Annotated in this window: 20 protein-coding genes and 1 tRNA gene; 15 read left to right on the top strand and 6 right to left on the bottom strand. The window is 52.1% G+C overall.

Going from position 1 to position 25,214, the window contains the following annotated elements:
- Positions 1–25: 25 nt before the first annotated feature.
- A complete protein-coding gene (locus tag OHL19_RS20425) occupies positions 26–796 on the bottom strand; it encodes a copper homeostasis protein CutC (protein ID WP_263359685.1) in 771 nt (256 codons plus the stop codon).
- A 126-nt stretch (positions 797–922) separates the two neighbouring features.
- A complete protein-coding gene (locus OHL19_RS20420) occupies positions 923–4,312 on the bottom strand; it encodes a TonB-dependent receptor (protein WP_263359684.1) in 3,390 nt (1,129 codons plus the stop codon).
- A gap of 509 nt (positions 4,313–4,821) precedes the next feature.
- Between OHL19_RS20420 and OHL19_RS20415 the strand changes: the two genes are divergently transcribed.
- The 4 genes from OHL19_RS20415 to OHL19_RS20400 all read left to right on the top strand — a co-directional run bounded on the left by OHL19_RS20415 (position 4,822) and on the right by OHL19_RS20400 (position 10,043).
- Positions 4,822–7,476: a glycoside hydrolase family 2 protein gene (locus OHL19_RS20415; protein ID WP_263359683.1), complete on the top strand. Its 2,655-nt coding sequence runs from the start codon at positions 4,822–4,824 to the stop codon at positions 7,474–7,476.
- An 8-nt stretch (positions 7,477–7,484) separates the two neighbouring features.
- The gene (locus OHL19_RS20410; RefSeq protein WP_263359682.1) at positions 7,485–8,840 is read left to right on the top strand and encodes an APC family permease; all 1,356 of its coding nucleotides are present in this window, start codon (positions 7,485–7,487) and stop codon (positions 8,838–8,840) included.
- 225 nt (positions 8,841–9,065) lie between these two features.
- Positions 9,066–9,869, top strand: a complete 804-nt coding sequence (locus tag OHL19_RS20405; protein ID WP_263359681.1) for an IclR family transcriptional regulator — start codon at positions 9,066–9,068, stop codon at positions 9,867–9,869.
- A 97-nt stretch (positions 9,870–9,966) separates the two neighbouring features.
- Positions 9,967–10,043, top strand: a tRNA-Asp gene (locus OHL19_RS20400).
- Positions 10,044–10,065: 22 nt separating this feature from the next.
- On the opposite strand, the gene OHL19_RS20395 is transcribed toward OHL19_RS20400, so the two are convergent.
- Together OHL19_RS20395 and OHL19_RS20390 are read right to left on the bottom strand one after the other, a co-directional pair.
- The gene (locus OHL19_RS20395) at positions 10,066–11,325 is read right to left on the bottom strand and encodes a tyrosine-type recombinase/integrase (protein WP_263359680.1); all 1,260 of its coding nucleotides are present in this window, start codon (positions 11,323–11,325) and stop codon (positions 10,066–10,068) included.
- Positions 11,322–11,579: a helix-turn-helix domain-containing protein gene (locus tag OHL19_RS20390; protein ID WP_263359679.1), complete on the bottom strand. Its 258-nt coding sequence runs from the start codon at positions 11,577–11,579 to the stop codon at positions 11,322–11,324. The genes OHL19_RS20395 and OHL19_RS20390 overlap by 4 nt, the downstream gene beginning before the upstream one ends.
- Positions 11,580–11,860: 281 nt before the next feature.
- Between OHL19_RS20390 and OHL19_RS20385 the strand changes: the two genes are divergently transcribed.
- The gene (locus tag OHL19_RS20385) at positions 11,861–12,796 is read left to right on the top strand and encodes a LysR family transcriptional regulator (RefSeq protein WP_263359678.1); all 936 of its coding nucleotides are present in this window, start codon (positions 11,861–11,863) and stop codon (positions 12,794–12,796) included.
- Between the two features lie 382 nt (positions 12,797–13,178).
- On the opposite strand, the gene OHL19_RS20380 is transcribed toward OHL19_RS20385, so the two are convergent.
- Positions 13,179–13,736: a YceI family protein gene (locus OHL19_RS20380; protein ID WP_263359677.1), complete on the bottom strand. Its 558-nt coding sequence runs from the start codon at positions 13,734–13,736 to the stop codon at positions 13,179–13,181.
- A 298-nt stretch (positions 13,737–14,034) separates the two neighbouring features.
- Here OHL19_RS20380 and OHL19_RS20375 point away from each other — a divergent pair, with 298 nt between their 5' ends.
- From OHL19_RS20375 to OHL19_RS20330, 10 genes are all read left to right on the top strand, one after another.
- Positions 14,035–15,303 (top strand): serine hydrolase domain-containing protein, encoded by a 1,269-nt coding sequence (locus tag OHL19_RS20375; RefSeq protein ID WP_263359676.1) that lies wholly within the window; start codon positions 14,035–14,037, stop codon positions 15,301–15,303.
- Between the two features lie 161 nt (positions 15,304–15,464).
- Positions 15,465–15,866 carry a response regulator gene (locus OHL19_RS20370; RefSeq protein ID WP_263359675.1) on the top strand — a complete coding sequence of 134 codons (402 nt, stop codon included), beginning with the start codon at positions 15,465–15,467 and terminating at the stop codon, positions 15,864–15,866.
- 371 nt (positions 15,867–16,237) lie between these two features.
- Entirely contained in the window at positions 16,238–16,981 is a 744-nt protein-coding gene (locus OHL19_RS20365; RefSeq protein WP_263359674.1) for an SDR family oxidoreductase, read from the top strand.
- Positions 16,982–17,320: 339 nt separating this feature from the next.
- Positions 17,321–18,178, top strand: a complete 858-nt coding sequence (locus OHL19_RS20360) for an alpha/beta fold hydrolase (protein WP_317890601.1) — start codon at positions 17,321–17,323, stop codon at positions 18,176–18,178.
- A gap of 116 nt (positions 18,179–18,294) precedes the next feature.
- Positions 18,295–19,539, top strand: a complete 1,245-nt coding sequence (locus OHL19_RS20355) for a condensation domain-containing protein (RefSeq protein WP_263359673.1) — start codon at positions 18,295–18,297, stop codon at positions 19,537–19,539.
- 242 nt (positions 19,540–19,781) lie between these two features.
- Positions 19,782–21,008, top strand: a complete 1,227-nt coding sequence (locus tag OHL19_RS20350; RefSeq protein ID WP_263359672.1) for a phthiocerol/phthiodiolone dimycocerosyl transferase family protein — start codon at positions 19,782–19,784, stop codon at positions 21,006–21,008.
- Between the two features lie 364 nt (positions 21,009–21,372).
- A complete protein-coding gene (locus tag OHL19_RS20345) occupies positions 21,373–21,882 on the top strand; it encodes a hypothetical protein (RefSeq protein ID WP_263359671.1) in 510 nt (169 codons plus the stop codon).
- 96 nt (positions 21,883–21,978) lie between these two features.
- Complete coding sequence (locus OHL19_RS20340; RefSeq protein WP_263359670.1) at positions 21,979–22,635, top strand: response regulator transcription factor; 657 nt, start codon at positions 21,979–21,981, stop codon at positions 22,633–22,635.
- A gap of 289 nt (positions 22,636–22,924) precedes the next feature.
- Positions 22,925–23,287 carry an antibiotic biosynthesis monooxygenase family protein gene (locus OHL19_RS20335; protein WP_263359669.1) on the top strand — a complete coding sequence of 121 codons (363 nt, stop codon included), beginning with the start codon at positions 22,925–22,927 and terminating at the stop codon, positions 23,285–23,287.
- A gap of 177 nt (positions 23,288–23,464) precedes the next feature.
- Positions 23,465–24,052, top strand: a complete 588-nt coding sequence (locus OHL19_RS20330; RefSeq protein WP_263359668.1) for a TetR/AcrR family transcriptional regulator — start codon at positions 23,465–23,467, stop codon at positions 24,050–24,052.
- A gap of 301 nt (positions 24,053–24,353) precedes the next feature.
- On the opposite strand, the gene OHL19_RS20325 is transcribed toward OHL19_RS20330, so the two are convergent.
- Positions 24,354–25,163 (bottom strand): helix-turn-helix domain-containing protein, encoded by an 810-nt coding sequence (locus OHL19_RS20325; RefSeq protein WP_263359667.1) that lies wholly within the window; start codon positions 25,161–25,163, stop codon positions 24,354–24,356.
- Positions 25,164–25,214 lie beyond the last annotated feature (51 nt).

Here is a 25,214-nt window from a genome sequence, read left to right as displayed (position 1 = left end):
TGTTGTGGGGCTGGGTTTGCGTCGATTATCGCGTGGCTTGGTCTTGGTTTGAAAGGTAGGCAACTTCATCGAGAGCTTGTCTGAGTGCTCGGACCTCTTCTTCCAGGACGATGTAGCGTTGAAATTCTTCTCCCATGCGGCTGCCCATGTTCAAAACATGGTTGTGATAGGTTACCGGGCTGGCGACTCGCTTGCGTAGAGAGGCATGGAATTGTTGCGCTCCTGTGGCTCTAGCAACTTCAAGAATGTTGTTAGTACGAAGTCCACTTCCTACCATAATGCCTATTCTGTCTTGAGCGGCCTCAACCATTTTTGCTATCTTCTGGCTTCCGAGGGGCGCAGTCTGTTTGCCGCCGGAGGTGAGGATACGATGAGCACCTGTTGTGATGATATCTTCACAGGCCTGATCGAGATCGACGGCCATGTCGATGGCGCGATGAAAGGTTACATGCATGGGGGCGGCAAGTCTGACGAGCTTTTCCGTTCTAAGCACGTCTACATGCCCGTCGACGGTGAGTAGGCCTAACACGACACCGTCTGCTCCGAGGCGTTTGGCATCTGCGATGTCCTGAATCATGACAACGTATTCAGAATCCGAATAATACAAATCTCCGCCGCGTGGACGGATCATGACGAAGACACCGATATCGATTTTTGATCGAACGGAATGAATTAAGCCGCTGCTCGGGGTTATGCCACCTTCCATCAGATCGCTGCATAACTCAACCCGGTCTGCGCCTCCTTTTTCAGCTACGATCGCTGATTCCACGGAGTCCACACATATTTCGAGTTCCATGATTGCCTAGTCCTGTTCCTTTAAAAAATCCCGGATGTCTCGTGATCCAAGATATTAGGCGAGACATCCGGAGAGATGAAATGTTTCATAAGAGGTAGCCGCGATGTTTCGCGGCTGCCTACATCGTTAGAAGCTATAGTGTGCCGAGAATTGCAGATGCCGCTCGGTTGACCGGATCGAATTCTGTTGTCCGATATCGCCGAAGGTTGTGTTATTGATGCCGGTATCCGGGTTGCCATAGCTCACAATGTTGAATGCGTTAAAGGCATCAAATCGGAAGCCTACCGAATGGTCGCCTATGATGTGAAAGTCCTTGAATGCCGACATGTCCACATTTAGATATCCTGGGCCGCGTACAGAGCCGTTCCTGGATGTTCCAAAGGTGCTGTTTGCCGGGGCGCCGAAGGCACAAACACCGTTATCCACGCCTGGCGTGGTGCAGGGTTGAGCGGAAGGATCTGTTCCAAACCAGTGGTCGATGGAGCGATTCACAATCTTAATGTGACGATACTGGTTGGCACGCTCATTGCCGTAGCTTTGAGAGTTGCTGCTGATGCTAGAGGTAACGGTTTCCGGGAATCCCGAATACGCTACACCTGCGGTTGCGATTTTCCAGCCTCCAATGGCCTCATCCAAAATGCGATTGGCATGTGAGAAATACTCTTTGCCACGTCCCACAGGCAGCGCGTAGACGGCATTACCCGAAACGTTGTGGGTTACATCGTAACCCGATGGTCCGTAGTCGGCGGCACTGTCGTAGTAGTTTTGGAATGCGCCGCTGTATCCGTTCACATTCAACGCAAAATTACCAAGACTGTTGGTCATCGATTTGCCATATGTGTAGTTTAGCGTGTACTCCAGTCCATGGCTTTGACGTTGTCGCAGAACAACCTCGAGCGCGTTGAAATTCATCATGGCGCGCGATTCGGTTACGAGAAGTTTACTGGCGTCAACGGCAGTTGCCTGAGGCGAATTGATGCCGATATATGGGCTGTTGTAGAACGGAGCGGATGTTTGATCGCCGTTGACACGGTACTGATTCAGGTTGCCGTAGTCTTCAATGTGTTGACCCTGTTCGCCGAGGTAACCAGCCTGCAAGGAGAGTGTGCGTGTCAGTGCATATTCCATCGTCAGATTCCATTCCTGCACGTAGGCGGGCTGGATGTTCTTTGGATAGACGTTGTATGTTCCACCTGCGGTTGCCGGCGTGCTAAAAGCGGTCTCCGCGTTGAGGGGAGTTGGGACATCTGTAGCGGTAGGCTGCGTAAGGCTGAAGTTAATTGCCTGGATGAAGGGGGTTATGGAAGTCAAACGCTGGTTCGAAGAGTTGCCTTCGAAAAAGCTGGTTGCACCATAGCCGCCACGAACTACATATCGGTCATTGGCTTGATAAGCGAAACCAACGCGCGGCATGATCTGCCGGAAGTTTGGATCGTAGCAAGCGCGGTTGGTGCATACGCCGGATCCGGCTGGCGCTCCGATTGGAACGCTATGCGCGTATAGCACTTGACCGGTAATTTCATCGACGTTTCCGGTCTTGTTGTTGGACTCGACCCAGGGTTCATCGAATTCGTATCGTATGCCAAAGTTCAAAGTCAAATTCGGAAACAATTTGAAATCGTCGTTGACGAAGCCTGCCACGCGCCACTGACGCTGGCCAACGTTGACACTGGTGTTAGTTGCGGCGACTGAACTGACGCGATCGAGCAGGAAGTCGGCACCACCGTATCCCGAGTTGGCATTCGTGGGGTCCTTGGTGTAGTTTCCGTTGTAGCCCAAAGAACCCAGGTAACCGTTGTTGTTGGCGGTTGGATAGTTGTTCTGATAGCGCAGGCCTTGTACGCCCATGCTCAAGAGGTGACGACCGCGCTGCCAGGTGATGTTGTCGATGTAGCTATAGGTGTTATCGATGAGACCGCCACCGAAAACAGGGTTGCCGCCTGCAAAGATGCCGCCAGTGATGTTCTGGGAGGAGAAGCCGTTAAAGGCTTGATCTGGGAAAGTGATGCCTACTTTGGCGTTGCCAGAGGTTCCAAATAGACCTGTCGGATCGAGAGGAAAATTTTGAGCCCATACTGTGCGCGTAAATCCGATGCGAGCTGAATTAATCAGAGCAGGGGAGAACGTATGAACCCAGGTGGTGCCAAAGAGCTTGGTTGGATAAAGGTTGACGCCAGGAAAGCTAATGGCCAATACAGGTGTCGAGCCATCGTAGGCGGTGGACATTGAATAGAACCCGGAGATCTTGTCTTTCACACGGGGATCAAATTCAATCTTGATGTCACCTTGATTGTTGGCTTTGAAGTTACGCGTGGGTGCCTGGTAGTTGTTATTTGCGATTCCATCGGTAGGGGTAGCATTTGGCAATGGATACAGTGACGGATTCGCAAACAAAAACTTGGCTACAGGATTGATGGTCGGAATGCCCTGGTTATTGGCGTATGGTTTGAAACCATTGAGTGCGTCATAAAGCTGGATCGGTGTTGATGCGGAGAGCAGGGTAGAGAAGTCACCATCCCGCATTGCCTGTGTGAATACACTGGTCGAACCGATGCCCCCCGTATGGAAGCGCGATCCGAGGTAATCGACAAAGAAGAATAGTTTATCCCGCTTGATCGGACCACCGAAAGTCCCTCCGAACTGATTCTGAGAGAAGGGATTGATTGGAATGACGGGGGTTTGGTTCTTGTTCCCCCATGTGTTGGCATTCAGCCTGTAGTCCTGCACCAGGCCGTAAGCCGAGCCGTGGAATTGGTTGGTGCCGCTCTTGAGTATGCTCACGACGCCTGCCCCGTTTACGTTGCCGTAGTCTGCAGGGGAGTCAGCCGTGATGACCTTGAGCTCTTCAAGAGCCTCTGGGGCAGGGCTATAGGAGATCAGGTTATTGAATGTCTCATTCATATCGATGCCGTCGAGCGTGTAATTGTTCGACTGGGCACGGTTACCGTTCAGGTTTACGGAGTCGGTGTAATACGTACTGCGTTCGATGCTGGTTGTTCCACCTGTGCCAGCGGTGCTTACCGCTCCGGGGACGTACAGTGTCAGAGCCGAGAAGTCGAGGCCATTCAATGGAAAGTTTGAGATGGTATTGGCGGTAAAAGTGCCGCTCAAGGTGTCGTCATTTGTATTCAGGATAGGCGCGGCGGCGGATACATCTACGGTTGTCGCGGAACTGCCTACACCGAGTTTCACATTGAAGGTCGTGGTTTGCAGGACTTCCAGTTGGAAGGGCGGCAGTGTCTCCGTGTTGAAACCCTTGGCTTCAATTGTGACCTGATAGTGGCCGATCGGGAGAAACTGGATGCGGTAGAAGCCAGTTGAGTTTGTAGTTGTCGGTGAATCTACGTTCGTGTCTAGATTATGGGCGACGACACGGGCTCCGGGAACGACGGCGCCACTCGGGTCGGTCACTTCGCCGGTTATGGAACCGGTGACCGTTTGGGCGTGTGCAAACGTCGCTGTAAAAACGAGTGCGAATACCAGCCACGAAAATTGTCTGAGAATAGATCGGCACATGGGAGGCCTTCCTTTGAATGAGGTTGAGTCAATTCCTTAATCGAGTTTGCAAACAATGAAACGGTTGAATTTAGGGAAAATTCATGTGACATCCACATTAATCCAAAATGACGACATATTCCAGAAAAATGAAAAAATCTATCAAAATTGCTTCGTTTTAGCGTAATTTTTTGGCGTAAATGATCATTATTTGTTTGCGGGTTGTCCAAACCAATCGATTTTAGGAGTCGCAATCCTGAAGATGCAGAAGTGGCGAGCCCTGTATCAGAGCGACACGCCATCCTGATTTGGACTTCTGCTTCGCATGGGACGACAGGAATATGAAAAATACCTTGACCCATCAGAAACTGGACATATATAAAACTTGATTAATCGTTCAACTATGTGATCGAAATGCGCCAATGTGATCATTGCTCTATCTAGTGGGCGAGAATTTTGGCCTCGTGTATACGAGTACTGCTCGAATACGTTTCTTACGAACAACTTCTCATAGAGCGAAGGTACGAATAATGGCATTTCAGGTACTAAAGCGGCTTTTGGTTGTCCTCAATGTCCTGCTTTTTGCTTCCCCGTTGCTGGCTGCCGGCACCACGATGCCGTTGCACGAAGGATGGCGGTTGAAGTCGGGGTGTGAGGTTTCTGTTGATGGTGCGGCTATTTCCAAACCGGGGTTGGATGTTCAGTCCTGGCTCGGGATTACGGTTCCATCCACTGTCCTTGCCGCACAATCCGCAGCTAAAGTTGTTCCTGATCTTTATGTAGGAACGCATTTGCGGGATATTCCTGGTGGTGGGTATCCAATTGGAGCGAACTTTTCAAACCTGGCTATGCCGACCGACAGCCCTTATCGGTGCGCATGGTGGTATCGCAAAGAGTTTAGTTTGCCTGAGGCGGGACGTGGCGGTCACTACACGCTGCATTTTGGCGGCATAAACTACCGGGCTAACATTTGGCTTAACGGCAAGCGTATTGCGGATTCGACAACGATTGCCGGAGCCTATCGTGTGTACGATCTCGACGTCACCGGCCAGGTTCTTGCGGGGCAGCAAAATGTACTCGCCGTTGAAACGTTTGCTCCGACTGAAAAAGATCTTGGCATCAACTGGGTTGATTGGAGTCCCGCACCTCCGGATAAGGACATGGGGTTGATCGGGGATGTGTCCCTGGTTCGTACTGGAGCTGTGACTTTGCAGTCCCCGGAAGTGTCGACTCACTTTTCTGATGGCTCATTGGCTGATGCTGAATTGACCGTCTATGCCGAGCTTCACAACGCAACCGACGAAACGATTACGGGGGATGTAAAAGGAAAAATAGCTGGAGTCGACATTGAGCAAAAGGTTTCGCTGAATCCGCATGAAGACCGCACAGTAGCGTTCCTGCCGAGTGACTATCCGCAATTAAAGATCCGGAATCCAAAAGTGTGGTGGCCCTATGCGATGGGTGATCCGCATCTTGAGTCTCTCGATCTCCACTTTATTCGCAATGGCCAGATATCGGATGAGAAGGCGATTCGCTTTGGTATTCGCGAGATGACATCCGAACTCACGGAGAAGGGAAGCCGACTTTTTCGCGTGAATGGGAAGCCGATCCTGATACGTGGGGGCGGCTGGTCGCAGGATATGCTGCTGCGCACCGATGAAAAGAGGCTTAAAGAGCAGTTCAAGCTGGTACGCGATCTACGTCTAAATACGATTCGGCTCGAAGGAAAGTTGGAGACGGAGGACTTTTTCAATCTAGCAGACGAGCAGGGAATCCTCGTGATGCTTGGGTGGTGTTGCTGCGATCAATGGGAGCAATGGGATCAATGGTCGCCTGAAAACCGGACTGTTGCCGCAGCCTCGCTTCGCTCACAGATGTTGCGCCTGCGACATCACGCGAGCCTGCTTGTTTGGCTGAATGGAAGCGATAACCCACCGCCGTCCGATGTTGAGGAGCTCTACCTGAAGGTTGAAGCGGAAACGCATTGGCCTAACCCAACGCTTTCTTCTGCCAGTGCAACGCCTACATCCGTTAGCGGAAAGAGTGGCGTGAAGATGACTGGCCCTTACGATTATGTTGCTCCGTCCTATTGGTACGTGGATCAGAGCCATGGGGGTGCTTACGGATTTAATACGGAGACAGGGCCTGGGCCTGCAATTCCGAGCATTGTCAGTTTGAAAAAATTTGTTCCAGGAACTCTCGCGTGGCCGCCCAGTGAAGAATGGAATTTTCATAACGGCGGGGGTGAATTTCATTCTCTTAAAGTTTTTGATGATGCGATGAGCCATGTGTACACTTCGCCAACCGACGCGAAGGATTATGTACAGGTAGCACAGACGATGCAGTATGACTCTGAACGCGCGATGTTCGAAGCCTACAGCAGGAATAAATACACCTCGACTGGTGTGGTTCAGTGGATGTTGAATAATGCGTGGCCATCGAATATCTGGCATCTGTATGACTACTACCTGGATGCTGGCGGCGGATATTTCGGAGTCAAGAAGGCCTGCGAACCAGTGCATATTCAGTATTCCTATGATGATCACAGCATTGTTGTCGTAAACAGCACCTATCAGGCTCTGCCTAAACTACGCTCGACGGTGCATGTTTACGACATGCAACTGAAGGAGATCTTCTCTGATACGAAGGAAGTTGAATCGTCGGCAGATTCTTCGACACGTGCCGGCGTAATTCCAGACAACGTATTTGCCGGCGATTCCAGGATATTATTCGTGGAACTCATGCTCGTTGACTTGAGAGGACAGACCGTAAGCCGTAATTTTTATTGGGTTCCGACGACTCTTACCACCTTCGATTGGGAGAAGACGGACTTCACGCATACACCGGCATTGAAGCATGAAGAATTGTCGGCGCTAAGAGCACTCAAGCCGGTTAAGATAGCTTCGCATGCAGAGACTGTAAATACGAGCAAGGGGCGCGAAGTAAGAGTTCATCTCCAGAACCCATCCGATGGGCTTGCATTTCAGCTATCTGCTGCTATCCGTAGCAGCAAGGGAGAGCTGGTTGCGCCTGTGTTATGGTCGGACAACTGGATCGAGCTTATGCCCGGGGAGTCCGCAACTCTTATCGCGATTCTTCCCGAGGATGCGCCAGAGAAACCTGTTGTTGATATCGCAGGATGGAATGTGAAGCAAGAAGAGCTATCGCCTACTGTTGCCCCATAAGGATCAGAATGTCATCCAAGCAGGACGAAGTCTCCATGAATCAGCCGGCAAGCTTGAAACGGAGTCTTCGTTTCTGGGATCTCATCCTTTACGGGATCATCCTTATTCAACCGACGGCTCCTATGCCTAGCTACGGCGTTATCTCTGCCGAGGCGCATGGGCATGTCGTTACAGCGATCTTGCTGGCAATGATAGCGATGCTTTTCACGTCTGTAAGCTACGGACGAATGGCAAGAGTCCATCCGCACGGCGGTTCGGCCTTTCTTTATGTAGGCAAGGAGATTCATTCCAGCCTTGGCTATCTAACCGGCTGGTGCATGGTCATGGATTACATTCTCAATCCATTGATATGCATGATTTGGTGCAGCAAAGCTGCCATCAATTTTCTGCCAGAGGTACCGTATGTTATCTGGGTGTGTTTGTTCGCATTGCTCTTTACTACACTGAATTGCAATGGCATGGAGACGTCGGCCAAGATCAACGCAGGCATGGCACTTGTACTTGGTATAGTAATCATTCTCGTACTCATCGCAGCCCTGCGTTATCTTCTCCATCTACCGACATATCCTGCTGGATTTCTGACACATCCGTTCTATGACCCATCAACCTTTACGTCGTCAGGACTACTGCGAGGTACATCTATAGCGGTGCTTACCTACATTGGATTTGACGGCATTTCCACTTTGTCAGACGAGGCAAAAGATCCGTCACGGAATGTCCCGCGCGCGATTGTATGGACATGCATTGTTACTGGAATGCTCGCTAGCATTGAAGTATATGTTGGACAGCTTGCATGGCCCCAGAGCAAGGTGTTTCCCGATATAGATACAGCATATGTCTATATATCCGGCCGTGTGGGTGGCCCGGCATTGTTCACAATTGTGAATGGTGCGCTGTTATTAGCGACAATCGGTTCTGGCATGGCTTCACAGCTCGGAGCTGCCCGTCTCATGCTTGCGATGGGGCAGGATGGCGCGCTTCCTAAGCGATTCTTCGGAGCGGTCCATCCCAAGAACCGGATTCCTCGTAACAATGTGCTTCTCATTGGCGGCATATGTCTGGTTGGAGCTCTTTGCTTCAGCTATCAGCTCGGAACAGAACTCCTGAATTACGGTGCATTGCTTGCTTTTATGGGAGTAAACGTCGCTGCAATACTGAATGCCTGGCGACAGGGAAGACTGAAGGAATGGTTTCCTATTCTGCTTGGGGTTTGCGGCTTCGCCACCTGCTGTTTCCTCTGGTTCAATCTTGGGCATCTCGCTCGTGTAGTAGGAACCGTGTGGGCTGTTATCGGCATTGGCTTATGGCTACTTCGAAAGCGATACATGAAGCTACCCGGTGACGGCGTCGAAGCCTCTGTGTAATCGCCCTGTACGATTTAAACATCCTTGCTACTAAGCACCTGCTGATTCGCCTATCCGGAACGATTTTCATTGTTCGAATGAATGGGTATGAAATCGCCTCCCTCGGTAAATAGCCGGGGTGGAAGACGTGCGCTGTAACGGATGAGATGGTGTCCTACCTGTTGACACGACAAAGGGTGAAATTGCACACTTAGATGAGTTCACCCACCGAGATGGAGGACCACATTGCGAGACACCCCGCCGCAGGGAACATACAAAGTTCAGGCCCTAGACCGCGCATTTGCAGTACTTGATTTGTTGGGCGAGAGTGATGTTCCTCTTGGCTTGGCACAGGTTGCCTCATCGCTGAGCCTGCACAAGAGCACAGCTCATCGTTTTTTGATGGTTTTGGAACGACACCACATGGTGGAAAGAACGGTGAACGGCAAGTTTCGCCTTGGACTGCGGCTGTTCGATTTTGGAAACCGTGCCATCGAACAATATGACCTGCGGGATCGCGCTCAGCCTCATCTTCGCAAGCTGGTCAATGAGACCGAGGAGACTGCTCATCTCTGCATCCTGGAGCAGGCACATGTCATTTATCTGGATAAAATCGAGCCAGCGCGTTCGGTTCGAATGATCACTAGAGTTGGTGCGAGCAATCCGGTGCATTGCACCTCCGTTGGTAAAGCTATTCTGGCGTTTTTGCCTGAAGAACGCATTGTTGAAGTGATCCGCCGTACCCGCTTCGAGCGGTTTACGCATCGTACTATCGCCACCGCTGAAGCTCTTCGCGCTGAGATCGAAAAGACGCGTCGCCGCGGATATGCGGTCGATGATGAAGAGTTGGAGGAAGGGTTGCGATGCATCGCAGTTCCGGTGCTCGATGCGCAGCGACAACCTATTGCCGCCGTCAGCATTTCCGGTCCGTCCTTCCGCGTGACGGCGCAAAAGCTACCTGCGATTGCGAATAATTTACTGCAGTGCGTGCGCGGAATCTCTATGGATATGGGCTTTGTGTCTGCGATACGTAACTCGCGCGTTAGCTAGTTAATGCACGAGTTTTCCACGCCGCAGGTTTTACGAGAATCGGGTGGTTCTGCTACACTCGAAGAGTTGCAGTCAGTGAGACCAAAGGGTCAAGCTTGGGGACGTAGCTCAGTTGGTTAGAGCGCTGCCCTGTCACGGCAGAGGTCGCGGGTTCGAGCCCCGTCGTCCCCGCCATAAACCAAAGAAAATGAATGGTTTATGGCACAGTGACAATCTTAGTTTTAACCCGCGAGGGTGCTGAAGGGTGCTGAGAGTTTCCGGCACCTTTTTTGCTGCCTTCCAACATCAGCGGTTCCCTTTGCGAGGGTGCTGGCGAGGGTGCTGAAAGCCTAGTCTTGCCGGCCTCAATTACCATCTCCATCACTTTATTGTTGGCCTCACGTTTGTTCGCTGAGATCGCTCGTGTGTAGAGATCGAGAGTGATCCGCGAGTTCGCGTGACGCAGGAGTTCCTGGGCTGTCTTCAGGTCGGCTCCAGCCGCTCTCAGGTTGGTTGCCAAAGAGTGACGGAAGCTGTGCCATCCGATCCTTTTGCCCATGATTTTCGCCCGGACGAGTGCGGGGCGAATGATCTTCTTCAGAATCATGTCGGGAGTGACCGGCGTTCTTCCCTCATTCCGAAGCGATGGAAAGAGAAAATCGTCCTCGCCGTTGTAGCGGGATTCCTTCCTCCAGACATCGAGGCATTCGACGACCGACGTGTGCAGTGGAACGGGTTTGCGGCTGGCCTCGGTTTTCGTATCTCCGAAGCGACCCCGCACACATGAACGAAGGACGTTGATCTGCATCAGGAGCGGATCGACATCTCGCCATGTGAGGGCAACCAGTTCCGACCGCCGCAACCCCGTACTCCCAGCCAGGATTACCATCGCTTTTACACGCAGCGGTAGTTCTTCCACTAGGGCGGAAAATTCGCCAGGTGTCAGAACATCCGGTTCGCGCAGGCGCTTTGACGAGGCCCGGACCTTGGTGATGGGGTTGCGATGCGTCCACTCATACCGGATGGCATGGTTGAACACTGCGGACATGATGTTCCGGACTTTGCTCTTTGTCGCTGGAGCGTACGGCAGGGCGTGCAGCCACTCTTCGACTTCCACGGTCCGAACATCGGATAACCACTTTTCGCCCCATTTCGGAGCGATGTGGTTCGTCAGATAGATCGAGGTTGACTCAATAGTGGCGAATGCCTTTTTGTCGGCAGTCAGCTCGTGTTTGCGATAGTGGGCTATGAGTTCAGAGACCGTGATAGGAACTCTGACCTCGACATTGATGTTGGCGCGAAAGTCGGCGACGGCCTGCTCCGCATCCCGGCGCGACGGAAGATCTCTCACCGTCCCGAGATTACGTTTCTTGTATGTGCGTTTGCCACTGGTCTCGTCATACCAGCGAAACACCCATACGTCCGGCCCGCTCTTGCGCTTTTGTTTCAAGAGACTTCCTTGTTGAAACCGACTCATGCTGTTCTCCTAGCATGAGCGTTGATGGCTACTCCCATGGTACTCGTGGGCGGACGTCGTTCACAGTTGATTCTTCGGGCTTCCACCCACTGCAGCAGCTCATGCTCTACAAAGCGCCACAGCTTCCGTTTGCCCTCTCCCATCGGGTGGGCTGGAATTTGACCAAGACGTGCCCAGCGAACCAGCGTTCGCTTATCCATCCGAAGAATCTGTGCAGCTTCCTTTGCGTCAAGCAGGTAATGAGTCTGAGCCATAAAGATCACTCCAAACCAAGCGTCGAAGTCCGTCGTCCCCGAAACGAAAATTGGAACTTCTGGCCGATGCCTGAATTGAGCCAATGATCGTGAGGGATGTGCTCACGCGTCCAATGAAAATTAGGGAGACCGTTATTCCGCGCAAGAATAACGAGAACTTTTGGAGCATAGTCGTCTATAGCAAGTCGAGATGCATGAGGACTAAAATGCATACGTTGTAATCGACGAATGACGCTGTTTGTCTGTTCGCCGTCTCCCATCGCTGAGCTAGGAGGATGGTCATGGCTCTTCCCGAAGTTCGCTTACTTCAAGCCGCTATCGCTGTGGCGAAAGACTTGAATTTCTCGCGTGCCGCCGACCGCTTGCATATCGGTCAGTCCACGCTGAGCAAACAAATTTATGAACTGGAAAACCAGTTGGGATTTCGGCTCTTCAATCGCACCCACCAATCTGTCGAGTTGACCGACGCTGGACGTGCGTTCGTCGAAGAGGCGCGTGAAGCGATTTTGCACACCGAGCGTGCCGTTACAGTAGCAACCGCCGTCTTTAACGGTGCTGATGAAATTTTGAATCTAGGAAAGTCTTCCTATACCGATCCATTTCTCGTTTCCACTTTGTTATCCATCCGTTTGCCACTATTTCCCGGGATGAGGATTAAGCAGTGGAGCAACTATTCAAACGAATTGGCGCGCCATGTAATTTCAGGGGATCTGGACGCAGCTATCACAACCGGAATTCCCGAGACACCTAAACTTAGCCTATTGCGTCTAGCCGACAATCCGTTTTACATCGCCATGTCAATAGACGATCTTCTGGTGGATCATCGAGAAATTTCGATGGAGCAAATGCAGGGACGGAACTGGATACTACTCAGTCGTCATGCAAATCCGTACCTGTACGATTTGATTCTGCTCGCTGGCTCCGATAAGAATGTACGTCCGAAAGACATCTTTCACGTTATGAGCCCTGAAGAGGTATCCGAGCTCATTTTGGAGCATCAAGCGCTTGCATTTCTTCCGCGAAGCGCGGCATGGCGCATCTCGCGTGACGGCATAACTATGAGGCCGTTGTCAGAACAAAATCTTCGCCTAGTGACAAATCTTGCAGTTCGCTCCGATACCAAATCACGTCTCGTGAAAGAGTTTGTTCGAGCCACGTCGCGCAAGATCGATAACCTCGGTCACAAAATTCAGTCAAGATTGCCACTCACCGGATGACGAAATCTGCTAGTCAGATGGTTGGTCGGCGCTTCTAATTTCAACGTTAAGCGGTCCTTCATTCCCGCACTTTGGGCAAGTAAATATGCCGGAGGTAAGAGGCCTTCCCTCGAATTCCTCCCGTCTAAATGCACTTCCACAAAAAATGCACACATGAAAGTGCATAGGAATCGAACGGGGCCGATTGGGGGAGTCATCTCCTGCCATAGCAAACCTCTATGCTGGCGGCATGTATGTTCATTGCTTGCCTTCCAGCACTTTTTAGAAGCAACGTCGTTCCTGACTCCGGCGGCAAGTTGGCGTGCAGTCTTTGCGTCGGACACAAATCGAACGGGGCACAGCTACGCAAGCGCTGTGCCCCGTTTGATTTGACTGGAAACAACTACGCTCTGATGAATTGGACATCGAGAACTATCTGCACGTCTTCCCCAACCAAAACTCCTCCTGTTTCAAGGGCAGCGTTCCATGTCAGGCCAAAGTCTTTCCGGTTGATCTTCGTTGTCGCCGATAGACCGATTCGGGTGTTGCCGTATGGATCTTTTCCTGGCGCACTGGGACCTTCGACTGCAAATGTCACCACTTTTGTAATGCCGTGGATCGTAAGATCGCCCGTAACGGAATATTCTTCATTCCCCTTCTTTTCAACCGTCGTTGACTTGAAGGTCATCGCCGGATGCTGTTCCTGATGGAAGAAGTCGACGCTCTTGAGATGAGTGTCACGTTGTGCGTCTCCTGTGTTCAATGTGCTGATATCAATTGACGCATCGATCTCGCTCCAAGAATGATCAGTCGTATTCTCAAGGAGTGTTCCGCTTAGGCCGCTAAAGCTACCCTTCACGTTCGAGATCATCATATGTCTGATTTTGAATTCTGCACGAGAGTGCGCGGGATCCATTTTCCAGACAGTCGTTGGGCTTGATTGCGTTGCTGCGGTCGTCATTTGTATTCTTTCTCTCCGGCGATTCTGTCTTGTCTACTGCTGCGGCGATTGCTTTTACCGCAATTCGGTGAAGAACTAAAACTGGTGGTCCAAGTTTATTCCGTCTTGAGTGGGCTGCAACCTATACGAAGGTATTGGTCGATATCATCGTCCCATTACGCACAGCTACGCTGCGCATTATTTGCAATATCGATACCTTCGTCTAATTGTTCTCGCAGCGCCTCTCAGGCCTACTGAAAGCTTAGGACACGAAAGTATGTCGCGTCCGAACATCAGACGCTGAAGGAGAGTAGGGGAGATGGAAGGCATAGCTAAGGTTCAAAATATCAATTTGCCACGTCGCAAACTCGTAGTCGCTGCGGCAATCGGAGGGTTATTGAAATTGTTACCGTCCAATGCGTTCGCGCAAATAGCTTCTCAGGGCGCAGGATCGCAGTGGGACCGTGCAGCGGCTTTTGATGCCGCGATCGACAAAATCATAAGCTCACAAAAGATTGTCGGTCTCACGGTTGTTGCTGCGAAAAGCGGCCACGTCGTCTACGAACGTACAGCCGGCTTCGGAGATCGTGAGGCCAAACGTGTCGTAGGACCTAATGAGATCTACAGAATCGCGTCAATGACGAAGGCCCTTGTTTGTGTAACCGGTCTCTCTTTCATTGAAAAGGGAAAGCTATCCTTGGAAGATCCCGTTTCCAAGTGGCTGCCGTATTTTATGCCGAAGACGCAAGATGGAAAACAACCAGTTATCACTATCCGCCACTTGATGACGCATACGGCTGGTCTAACCTATGGCTTTCTTGAGCCGGAGGATGGCATTTATCACAAGCTTGGAGTGTCGGATGGTCTTGATAATGGAGAACTGACGCTTGAGGAAAATCTTCGCCGGTTGGCCTCAGCGCCCCTTCTTTACGAGCCCGGCACCAGTTGGGGCTACTCGCTGGCGATTGACGTTCTGGGCGGAGTTATCGAACAAGTCGCTCAAGCAAGCCTTCAGGATGCGGTCAAGACAACGATCACAGATCCTCTGGGTTTGGATAGTTTGAAATTTAGCGTGCCTAAAGGGACTGTTGTAGCCACCGCTTATGCAGACTCTCAGACACCGCCGGTCCGGATGACCGACTCTTTTCGATTCAAATTTGGTAAAGGAGCAATTGTGTATTCTCCGTCTCGTGCCTTCAATAACAAAGCTTTTCCTTCAGGCGGAGTCGGAATGGTTGGTACGGCGCGAGATTATCTGAAGTTTGTCGAAACAATCAGGATGGGCGGCGGACGCATTATTACTCCTAAATCAGCGGCAGCATTTACGACTAATGCATTGGGCGACCTGCCTATGAGTATGGGAGGCCCGGGCTTCGGTTGGGGGCTTGGAGTCGCGGTTCTTAAGGACCCCTCTGCAGCGGGACTTCGGTTGGGTCCAGGGTCGTGGAACTGGTCGGGCGTATACGGAACAAATTTCTGGGTCGATCCGGTCGCCGAGTTGTCAGTTGTAGCACTTACGAATACAGCTATCGGAGGTATGGCTGGGTCTCTGCCAGGAGACCTTCGGCATGCAGCCTACAACGGCTAAGAGCGAGTACGTCCGGCATATGTAGTTTGCCAGGGGCGCGACCACGACGGTTGCGTCCTTGGCAAACGTAATTCAAACGCTCTTACCTCCCATTTCGACTTCCACAGCCATGCAGTGAACCCGGCGTTGCCGGAATGAAGTGGTGGGAGGGGAGATCTCAAATGAATGATGCCTTACTCGTGTCTGTGGTCGATGATGATTTATCAATCCGCGAAGCATTACCCGTCCTTCTTCGCCAACTCGGATATGAAGCGAAGGCGTTCCGTTCGGCTGAAGAGTTTCTTGGGTCCGGATGTGTCGCATCTACTCACTGTCTGCTTCTGGATATCCAGATGCCGGGTATGAATGGACCCCAGCTTCACACTGAACTTAAACTCAGGCATCGACCTATCTCGGTGATATTCATTACCGCGCACTGGGACGACGCTATCTGCTCTCGCATGCTTGAGCTGGGCGCTGTGGCATGCCTTTCAAAGCCATTTAGTGACACGATGCTAATAAAAGCATTGAATTCGACCCTACAACGGTGCGGCGCGACATCCGGCAACAACCGTGTTGATTGACAGTGCATCTGGCGGGGGGCAACGGTCTTCATGATTGATGATCATATCTCGATGCGCAAAGCTATGGCTCCACGGGTAGGTCGGGCAGAGTCAACTCTCCATGCGATACGGGATCGCCATCCTCAAATCAAAAGCGTAAGAATATTTCCGAGGTCTGAGACAAAAGCGAAGATTTTGACACGCACGTATTTAGGCACCCATTTGTAATTGATCAGTGAGGTCCTATGGAGGATCAATAACTGAAGCCGTGGTCGACAGGACGATGTTAGGCGGTAATACCGCCCCCTACCTGCACAGAGGTGGCGCGAGTATCCGGATTCCCGCACCACCTCACCCCTTGTGAATCAAACTGTAAATAGGAGAATTGCTACATGCCTCAGAAAGTCGCATTTATTACCGGTGGAAACCGCGGCCTTGGTTTTCAGACCGCTCTCGATCTTAAATCCCCGGAAACCAAAGTCATCATCGGCTCCCGCGACCTTAAGCAAGGCGAAGACGCCCTCGCAAAGTTGCGGACCGCAGGCGTAGACGCCGATGTGATCAAGTTTGACATGACCAATTTATCCGACCACAAAGCTGCCTACGACTACTTCAATTCCAAGTACGATCGCCTCGATATCCTTATCAACAACGCTGGCATCGCAGGGGGCAAATTCCCCGGTAACGGCCCCGAGCACAGTGCGTCCGATGTTCCTCTCGACCTGCTTCACAAAGTATTCGAGACGAATTTCTTCTCTCAGGTGGCGCTCACGAAGTCCTTGCTTCCTCTCATCAAGAAGAGCCCCGCAGGCCGTATTGTTAACCTGTCTAGTATTCTCGGTTCACTCACTTTGAATGCCGATCCTAACTCTTTCATCTATAACTACAAGACATTCGCGTACAGCGCCTCCAAAGCTGCGTTAAACGACTTCACGGTCCACCTCGCATACGAACTGCGCGATACCAATATTAAGGTGAACTCCGCGCATCCAGGATGGGTGAAGACTGACATGGGCGGCGATCAAGCTCCAATGGAAATTGGCGAAGGCGGCAAGACTAGCGCTGAGCTTGCAACGCTTCCCGTCGACGGCCCCACCGGCGGTTTCTTCCACCTCGGACAACCGCTCCCGTGGTGACATCTCCGCCCAACATGGCTTCCACAGTTGGGTAACTGTGGAAGCCAAAGCTCCGATCAACCTTACAAGTCGACATCGTTTGACTAGGTATTTTCTTCAGGATACTTCTTTTGTCTTCAACCTCGAGCGCAACGTTAGGTGGGATTCGCCTCGCCACGCTAACAATTTCTCTCGTGCGCAATACTGGGAAAACGGGTAGTCAGGATGATTCCAACTGTCCAACGTATTAAGAGAAATGCAAGCGATCGAAGGCGTGAGCCTGTGTCGTGCATTGATTGCTCTTGGCAATGAAGGCAATGCGCAGCTAAGTATTTCGTACGAACAAAAAGGAAGACGTTCATGCTCTTGTTGTATGCACGTGTGTTGATTAGTAGTCTCGCCGTGGCGCTCTTTTCCAGCGGAACACCGTCGGTACCTAAATGGCAAACCATGCCCGCGGAACAGCCCCTTCCGAGACTCGCCAGGCAAGGCTTCGTCGAACATGACCAGGCTCGTATTTGGTTTGGAACGGTCGGTAAAGGTGCGCCGGTTATTCTCCTCCACGGCGGACTAGCGAGTAGTCGAACTTGGGGTAATCAGATCCCTGCTCTAGTTAACTCTCATCATGAAGTAATCCTCATCGATAGTCGTGGTCATGGCAGGAGTACTCTTGGACCGTATCCGCTCTCCTACGAGCGAATGCAAACCGATGTAGTGGCGGTGATGGATAACCTCCATATCAAAAGAGCGGCCCTCGTTGGCTGGAGCGACGGGGCGATTGTCAGCATCATCATGGCGATGAAGTGTCCTTCCCGGGTAACGAGGATATATGCATTTGGTGCAAATATGAACACGGATGGCCTTAGAAAGAACACCTTTGTTTCGCCACTTCTTTCTCTCTTAGCGAGGCGAATGAAGGAGGACTACATCCAGCTCTCAAGCACACCTCAAGCGTTCAACGTTCTTCATGTCGCAGTTGAAACTATGCAAATGAGTCAACCGAGGTACACAGAGCAAGACCTCTCCCACATAGTGGGCCCTAAGATTGCGATCGCCGATGGCGACCACGAGGAGTTTATAACCCGTGATCATACCGAATATCTTGCGAGGACTATTCCAGGAGCAAAGCTCGTAATGCTTCCCAATGTAAGTCACTTCGCGGCCTGGCAAGATCCCAGCACCTTCAATGCTTCAATGCTGGAGTTCCTCGGTGACTGATGAGTGGTTGTATCCAATGACATCTGCAGAGTCGCGTCGATGACAAAGGCCATTGCCATCACCACAGTAGTGAGAGATGCGTCTCTTACTGTAAAAACCAGAAAAGGAAATGAATCATGTCTTTGACCTCTCCTGAACTGCAACCGCTTGAGCCTCTCGCCGGCGTTCTTCTCCGTCCCCTCGGTGCCTTTGAAGAGCTCTACTGCCTCTTCGACCAGCATTTTCCCATCAACGGAGCCCTTGCCGCCGAGATTGCCGGACATACAACCGTCCAGCAATGGCGCGACGCGCTGGACGCGATACAACGACGCCACCCGCTGCTCTCCGTTTGCATCGACACAGCCTTCAACCGTGTCCCTCACTTTCGGCACGTTGCCCACCAGCACATCCCCCTCCGTGTAGTCACATCTCCCGATGCCCGCTGGCAGCAGGAGATCGCCGAAGAGATCAATGCGCCTTTCACGCCGGATCAGTCTCCTCTCTTCCGTGCCGTCCTTCTCTATCAGGAGAAGCGGAGCATCTTCATCCTCTCCTCCCATCACGCCGTGTGCGATGGTTCGTCCCGCATCTTTCTACTCCGCGACATGCTCCTTTCTCTTAGCGGCCATGACCTCGAAAAGCTGCCGTTGATGCCCTCTCGCGAGACTCTGTTCGGAGCAGAACAGAGGACATCCACCGAGCCCGGCCTGCCGGCTCTCGTTGCGCAGCGCCCGGCAATGCCCTACGTAGACGGTATTAAATTCACACCGGAACAGACCATCGCTCTTCAGGACCGCAGCCGCCTGGAAGGCGTTACGATCCATGCCGCTATCTCCGCGGCTCTCACCATTGCAGGTAGGTCTCTCGACGAAAGCTGGCGTAACAGCCCGCTCCGCATCATGTCACCCGCTGAGGTCCGCGATATTCTCGGCCTTGAAGATCAATGCATGGTCTCCCTCGCCGGGGGTGAGATCTCGATCCCGCCAGAGGGTCCGATGACATTCTGGGATCTCGCGCGGTTCGCGAAAGATGGCCTCTCTACTGTAAAAAGCCTGGAGAGCATCACGATGATGATCGATCGGCAATCTAAGTTGGTATCTACTAATCTCTCCGTCGAACAGGCGGATCAACTCAAGCGCAATGTGTTCAATGCACAGGTCATGTTCACGAATCTCGGCCGTCTCCCATTTGACAGCACCTTCGGTACTCTACAACTCGTAGATCTCTGGGCGCCATGTGCTCTACGTGGCATCGACGGAGAGCAGACCCTTGGAGCAGTCACAGTCAACGGATCACTGCATCTCACGCACACCAGCCCCGAACCTATCCCCGGCCTGCTTACGGGCATAGAAGAGGTACTCCGCAAAGCCTGCACGTCTTAGGGGGACGTTTGCAATGACTTTGGCGAAGCGGAGGGTACAAGAACCTCTTCGTCGTCGATGGACGCTCATCTCCGGGGCTGCGGGATGCGCAAATCCCTCACTCACAATTGCTGCCTTAGCGGAACAGAGTCTGGACTGCTTCCTAAGTACATACCGAAGATAGGCTCACAGACTGACCGTCGAGTTGTGGCGGGACCATTATTAACTGTGCCCATCGGCACCTACCATGAAAGGAAATAGAAGTGACTGTATCAAGCAATCAAGAAATCGTGCGCCCTCTCAGTGGCGTTGAAGAGTTGTTCTGGGTGTTAGACCACAGCAATACGCTACATTTTTCGCTCATTGGCGAAGTACAAGGTCCAATTGACGCGGACACACTACGCAAAGCCATCAACTCAGTGCAACGGCGTCATCCCCTGCTTACTGTCTCGATCGATTCTAGTTTCAATCGAGTACCCCACTTCCGCCGGACCGGGAGCCCTATTCCTCTGCGAATCGCCGAAGGCTTATCTTGGGAAGAGGAAGTCTCCCGCGAGTTGCGCACTCCCTTTGACCCGGCAATCGGACCCTTGCTTCGCGTTGTCTTCATGCCAGGAGCAGAGAGCTCGATTGTGATCGTGACCAGCCATCATGCTATTGCAGACGGAATGTCTCTAATCTTCGTTCTGCGCGACCTTCTGAAAGCGGCCGCCGGCCAGCACCTGGAACCGCTTCCGGAACCTGTCCCTATCGATGAAATTTTCGGCTATTCCACAAGAACATCTTCGGCGCCGGGTGTCGACTTTAAGTACAGTCGCGTGTGTGAGGAAGCGGTCTACGTCAAGAGCACGACCCTTACCGTTGATGAGACCCGGAGCCTGCATGAGCGTGCTCGCCAGGAGGGCACCACCATCCACGGTGTCCTTTGTGGAGCCCTAGCCCTGGCCGCTCGTGAACTCAATCCGGCTTTCCGTGAAGAAGACTTCCGGATTTTCAATCCGATTGACCTACGCAAGGCCGTTAATCTCCAAGACCAATTTCAGTTCGCTTTCATCGCCGGACAGATCAAGTTCCCCCCACACACAGACGCGTCTATCTGGGACATGGCCCGCGCTGCACCGTCCGTTCTCGCTCCCCTTAAGAGCTTCGAGGGAGGCGGGGCGGTCATAAACTTCCTTCACCAACTTGCCGATGAGGACATCGACGTCGAGCGGGGCGCCGAAATCATCCAGATTTATTTCAACGAACAAGCATCTATATCCAATGTCGGGATACTTCCCTATGAGTCGACGTTCGGAGACTTGAAGCTTGTTGCAGTTTGGGGGCCGGCAGTCCTTCGGGGTATGAAAGGTGAGCAGACTCTTGGCGCGGCGACGATAAATGGCGCACTTCATCTGCTGCACACAACTCGTGTACCCCTGCCGGAGCTTCTTGAGCGCACAAAGCAGCAACTTACCGCCGCTTTTGCTCCCGTTACTTTACAAACATAAAAGGCGGATAGCGACACGGCCCCAATCGAAAGATTTGGGCCGTGCCCTTTGTAAGCTTCAAGTTGTGGTCTCTGCGAGTCTTTGGTCTCACATGGCTGTCCGACTACGCTTGACGCGGAAATCCGACAAGAACAAGTCGCCAATATGCTAAATCTCTCGAGCGGTGTCGCCTTGGTAGCTGATTCGATGCTCTTTGTCGAATATTCTCGATCATTCGAAAGTCACTCAACCGATACCTTTGTCTAATGGTGTGTGTATGCAGATGACTGCATCCTAAAGAGGATTCCGCGAGAGCGTTACGTCCCTGCGGGGGTCAACTCACCTGCAAATGTGGCATGTGAGTGAGGCTTAATTCGGAGGAAAGATGAAACGGCACATCCTTGCATTTGTTCTCGCTGCTCTAATCTCACCTGCACTCAGCGTCGCGCAGCCGCATCAGAAAGGAGCAAAGACCGCGGCTGCATCGAATGAATTTGGCATCGTTGCCGATGCGGCGCTTGTGGCGATGAGTGAACGGGCGCATGAGTTGGGTGCCACTGGGGTCGCCGTGGTGGCGTACTTCCAAGACGAGACGATCCAGACGTGGAGCTCAAAGATGACCGTTGTAGGTAACTATAAGGTTGATCCAACGGCTGGAGACAAAGGCTTAAATCTACTCGCCATCGCTTACGCCAAAGCTGCCGAGGTGGCCGATACGCACAAGGATAGCGGGACCGGGATTAGGCCTCCCATGACTGGTGAGTTCGAATGGACCGGCGGTTTGATCGTGCGAGCCAAAACTGGCTACCTCATCGCGGCCTTCAGCGGAGGCAAATCCGATGAAGATACGCTTATCTCTCAAGCGGGCCTAGCGAAGCTCAAAGCAGAACTATAGCTGGAAGGCAGTAAGACAGCCCTGACCAGTCGTGCTTCGCGGAGGTCGAGACCTCGATTGACAGTGCATCACGCGAGCATACAAGATGAATGCATTATGTTGCAGATTCCAGATATGCCAGCAACGGTCTTCATCGTTGACGATGATATCTCGATACGCGAAGCACTTGAGGTGCTCGTGAGGCGTGAAGGCTTGAATGTTGAAACTTTTGTTTCTGCGCTGGCCTTTCTCGATTGTCCCAGACGGGCCGGCCCGAGCTGTTTGGTGTTGGACATCTCGCTCCCAGGATTGACCGGGTTGGAACTGCAGAAAAAGATTGCACCTGACCGTTCTGAAACACCCATCATTTTTATCACCGGTCACGGCGATATCCCGATGACCGTGCAGGCGATGAGAGCCGGTGCGATTGAATTTCTTACGAAGCCCCTCAATGATGATGCTCTGCTGCGAGCGATTCACGCGGCTCTTGATCGCAGTAAAGCGCTTTTGCTTCGCGATGCAGAAATGTCAGCTCTGAGGCTTCGATATGCCGGTCTCACTCCTCGTGAGCGAGCAGTGATGCTCCAAGTCGTGCTGGGTCTTCCCAATAAACAGATTGGCGATCTGCTTGGCATCAGCGAAATCACAGTAAAGGCACACCGTGGCAATGTGATGCGAAAGATGGAAGCTGACTCGGTGGCAGCTTTGGTTTACATGGCTGTCCGGCTGCGCCTCACGCGGAAATCCGCCACGAACAAATCGTCCATCTGCTAAAGCTGTCGAGCAGTGTTGCCTTGGTAGCTGGTTCGATACTCTAGGTCGGATGTTCTTCACGATTCTTCGAAAGTCACTCAACCGATACCTTCGTCTAATGGCGTGTATATACGGATAGCTGCATCCTAAAGAGGATCCCGCGAGGACGTTACGTCTCCGCGGAGATTAAATGTGGATTCGACCTCTTGGGATGCACCGATGGTTGTTCGAAAGGTGAGTATGATCTCACCCGTTTGTCCATCTTCGGTAATGTCAAAGCGATGGTCAAAACCCAGAAAAGAGAGAGATTATGAAACATGCAACAAGAGTTCTTATTATGGGCGCGGTGTTTTTCATGATGACGGCAGTGGCTCATGCGGCGAGCGAGGTCATCGAGGTAGTAACATTTAAATTGAAACCGGGCGTCAGTGCTCAGGAATTCACAAACATGGACAAAGCGGTTGGCCGAGAACATGTCGCCAAGCAACCCGGGTTTATTTCGCGGGAGTCGGCGTCAGGTGAAGACGGTACATGGCTGGTCGTCGTCCACTGGAGATCCAGACAAGATGCCGATGCCTCGATGAAGAGCTTCACTTCGGCACCAAGCGCGAAGCCTTTCATGGATAAGTTGCAAGCAGACACTATGAAGATGATTCGCTATGACAAACGCTGAACGGCGCTCTAACGAAAACCTGCTGCTGCATAGCCAATAGTTCACGCGGGATGGAGGAACCATATCTCCAGTGGGTCATTAGCGGGGGGGAAAGCTCGTTAAACGTGGGATAATTTTTATAACGATACTTCTCGAGACCTCTTCTGACATCAGCCGATGTATCGTCTGGAGCGCCGCATGCCTCTTGCACTAGACGTAAATGAAAAGAAGCAAATCGTTCATCAATTATTCACGGTATTTCGCGATCGAGGGTTCGAGGGTGCTTCATTGGCGGATCTTTCCCGCGCAACTGGTTTAGGGAAATCGAGCCTCTACCATCACTTTCCTGGGGGGAAGGCGCAGATGGTTGAGGCTGTGCTCGCACAAGTCAAGGCTGCTGTTCAGGAGGCGATCTCTGAAGTTGCAGACTCCCCGGAATCATTGAGTGTCCGCGTCCGCAAGATTGTTGAGGCGATTGAAATCATATACGAGGGCGGAAAGATTCCGTGTGTCCCGGGAAAACTCGCAGGCTCAAGCGTCTGCGGAAAAGCTCGCAAAATACTTAGTGAGGTTTTTGATCTCTGGCTGGGGGCGATTGCGGATCTGGCTCGCGACAGTGGAATGTCAGCAGAGCACGCACGTCATTTCAGCGAGGATTGGGTTGCTCAGATGCAGGGAGCTTTTGTCTTGTACGCTGCCAATGGAAATACAGGTCCGTTCGAGCGTGCATGCGCCTCATTGGAGAAACTCGCGAGATGTAGGTCCAAACTTGGCGGCAAATCTTGAATTGCTAAACCCGTTTCAGACGAAAGGATTCTGGCGATATCAGTATTTATCGACCCAACATTCTTCCGTCATCGTGGTCCCACGCTTTAGCCGCGAGGAGCCGGTTTTTTAAACGCACTTGAAGGTAAGTTGGAAGTCTATGAGGAGAGCGGTGTACAGCGAGGTCGGTCACGGATCGATTGCGTGAACAAGGAGAACACATCTTAGATCGCTTTAGAGGGGCTTTGGACGAAACGCAGCTTCTACATAGGTTTCTCTTTGTGACCGCTGCCACGCTCTGCCCTGCGAGCTGGTGTTTTCCTCAGGGGAGGCGCGCCTGCCGACGAAATTCCGACGGTGTAACGTTACAGAGTTTTTGGAATACCCGAGCGAAGTGTTGTGATGTCTCGAATCCACAGGCGAGTGCTACCTCGATGATCTTTCTCTCCGAAGTAATCAACATTTCTTTTGCGCGTTGAATCCGCGTCCGAATCACAAACTGATGCGGGGCGTATCCGGTAGAACGCTGAAACATTTGGGAAAAATAAGCCGGACTTAGCTGTACCGTTTCCGCGAGTTGCATGACACTCATATCCTCATCGATCCGTTCGTGGATATACTCGGTCACTCTTCGCAGTTGAGGGGGTGTAAGTGCTCCGGAATAGGAGCGCAGTGGCTTGCGAAGAACACCGCGCACCTGTGTGACGGCCGCAGCTAACGCCTGTCCTATGCCATCGAGATAAAGCCGCCCCGACGGAAATCCGTCGGCCTGCTCCTGTTCCACAGCCTCAATCAAGGCAGCCACGCGCTTGTCTTCAAAGCGCGGGGTGCCTTCGATCTCGATCCGATCCGCTCCGGTTGCCTGTGCCACCGCTTGTAGGGCACTGTCGGGCAGTTCGAGTACCAGCAGAACGGCATCGCTGGTCCATCTCACCCACTCCGCCGTGTCCCGGCGAGAGAGGATCATCTCTCCAGCGCCGTAGGAGTACGGGACCAGCTTGCCGGGTTGGAAGCCGTGCTGAAAGGTAGCTGGCTTCAAAATCTTTGCGATGCACTGGCTGGTCAGCACTTGGGTGTAAACATCCGGACTATTTGAGGCAACAAGCCTCTGTACTTTGAGCGAATCTCCCATGTTTGAAAAAGAATCCTTTCTTAGCTCACAACCAGAAATTCCTAACGTTTG

This window comes from Acidicapsa ligni (assembly GCF_025685655.1).
Lineage (GTDB): Bacteria > Acidobacteriota > Terriglobia > Terriglobales > Acidobacteriaceae > Acidicapsa > Acidicapsa ligni.
This window is presented reverse-complemented; position numbering and strand designations above follow the sequence as displayed.

What these genes read in the sequence shown, in the direction of transcription:
- OHL19_RS20425 (WP_263359685.1), bottom strand. Translation starts at nt 796, where the DNA reads ATGGAACTCGAAATATGTGTGGACTCCGTGGAATCAGCGATCGTAGCT.
- OHL19_RS20420 (WP_263359684.1), bottom strand. Translation starts at nt 4,312, where the DNA reads ATGTGCCGATCTATTCTCAGACAATTTTCGTGGCTGGTATTCGCACTC.
- OHL19_RS20415 (WP_263359683.1), top strand. Translation starts at nt 4,822, where the DNA reads ATGGCATTTCAGGTACTAAAGCGGCTTTTGGTTGTCCTCAATGTCCTG.
- OHL19_RS20410 (WP_263359682.1), top strand. Translation starts at nt 7,485, where the DNA reads ATGTCATCCAAGCAGGACGAAGTCTCCATGAATCAGCCGGCAAGCTTG.
- OHL19_RS20395 (WP_263359680.1), bottom strand. Translation starts at nt 11,325, where the DNA reads ATGAGTCGGTTTCAACAAGGAAGTCTCTTGAAACAAAAGCGCAAGAGC.
- OHL19_RS20390 (WP_263359679.1), bottom strand. Translation starts at nt 11,579, where the DNA reads ATGGCTCAGACTCATTACCTGCTTGACGCAAAGGAAGCTGCACAGATT.
- OHL19_RS20385 (WP_263359678.1), top strand. Translation starts at nt 11,861, where the DNA reads ATGGCTCTTCCCGAAGTTCGCTTACTTCAAGCCGCTATCGCTGTGGCG.
- OHL19_RS20380 (WP_263359677.1), bottom strand. Translation starts at nt 13,736, where the DNA reads ATGACGACCGCAGCAACGCAATCAAGCCCAACGACTGTCTGGAAAATG.
- OHL19_RS20375 (WP_263359676.1), top strand. Translation starts at nt 14,035, where the DNA reads ATGGAAGGCATAGCTAAGGTTCAAAATATCAATTTGCCACGTCGCAAA.
- OHL19_RS20370 (WP_263359675.1), top strand. Translation starts at nt 15,465, where the DNA reads ATGAATGATGCCTTACTCGTGTCTGTGGTCGATGATGATTTATCAATC.
- OHL19_RS20365 (WP_263359674.1), top strand. Translation starts at nt 16,238, where the DNA reads ATGCCTCAGAAAGTCGCATTTATTACCGGTGGAAACCGCGGCCTTGGT.
- OHL19_RS20360 (WP_317890601.1), top strand. Translation starts at nt 17,321, where the DNA reads ATGCTCTTGTTGTATGCACGTGTGTTGATTAGTAGTCTCGCCGTGGCG.
- OHL19_RS20355 (WP_263359673.1), top strand. Translation starts at nt 18,295, where the DNA reads ATGTCTTTGACCTCTCCTGAACTGCAACCGCTTGAGCCTCTCGCCGGC.
- OHL19_RS20345 (WP_263359671.1), top strand. Translation starts at nt 21,373, where the DNA reads ATGAAACGGCACATCCTTGCATTTGTTCTCGCTGCTCTAATCTCACCT.
- OHL19_RS20340 (WP_263359670.1), top strand. Translation starts at nt 21,979, where the DNA reads ATGTTGCAGATTCCAGATATGCCAGCAACGGTCTTCATCGTTGACGAT.
- OHL19_RS20335 (WP_263359669.1), top strand. Translation starts at nt 22,925, where the DNA reads ATGAAACATGCAACAAGAGTTCTTATTATGGGCGCGGTGTTTTTCATG.
- OHL19_RS20330 (WP_263359668.1), top strand. Translation starts at nt 23,465, where the DNA reads ATGCCTCTTGCACTAGACGTAAATGAAAAGAAGCAAATCGTTCATCAA.
- OHL19_RS20325 (WP_263359667.1), bottom strand. Translation starts at nt 25,163, where the DNA reads ATGGGAGATTCGCTCAAAGTACAGAGGCTTGTTGCCTCAAATAGTCCG.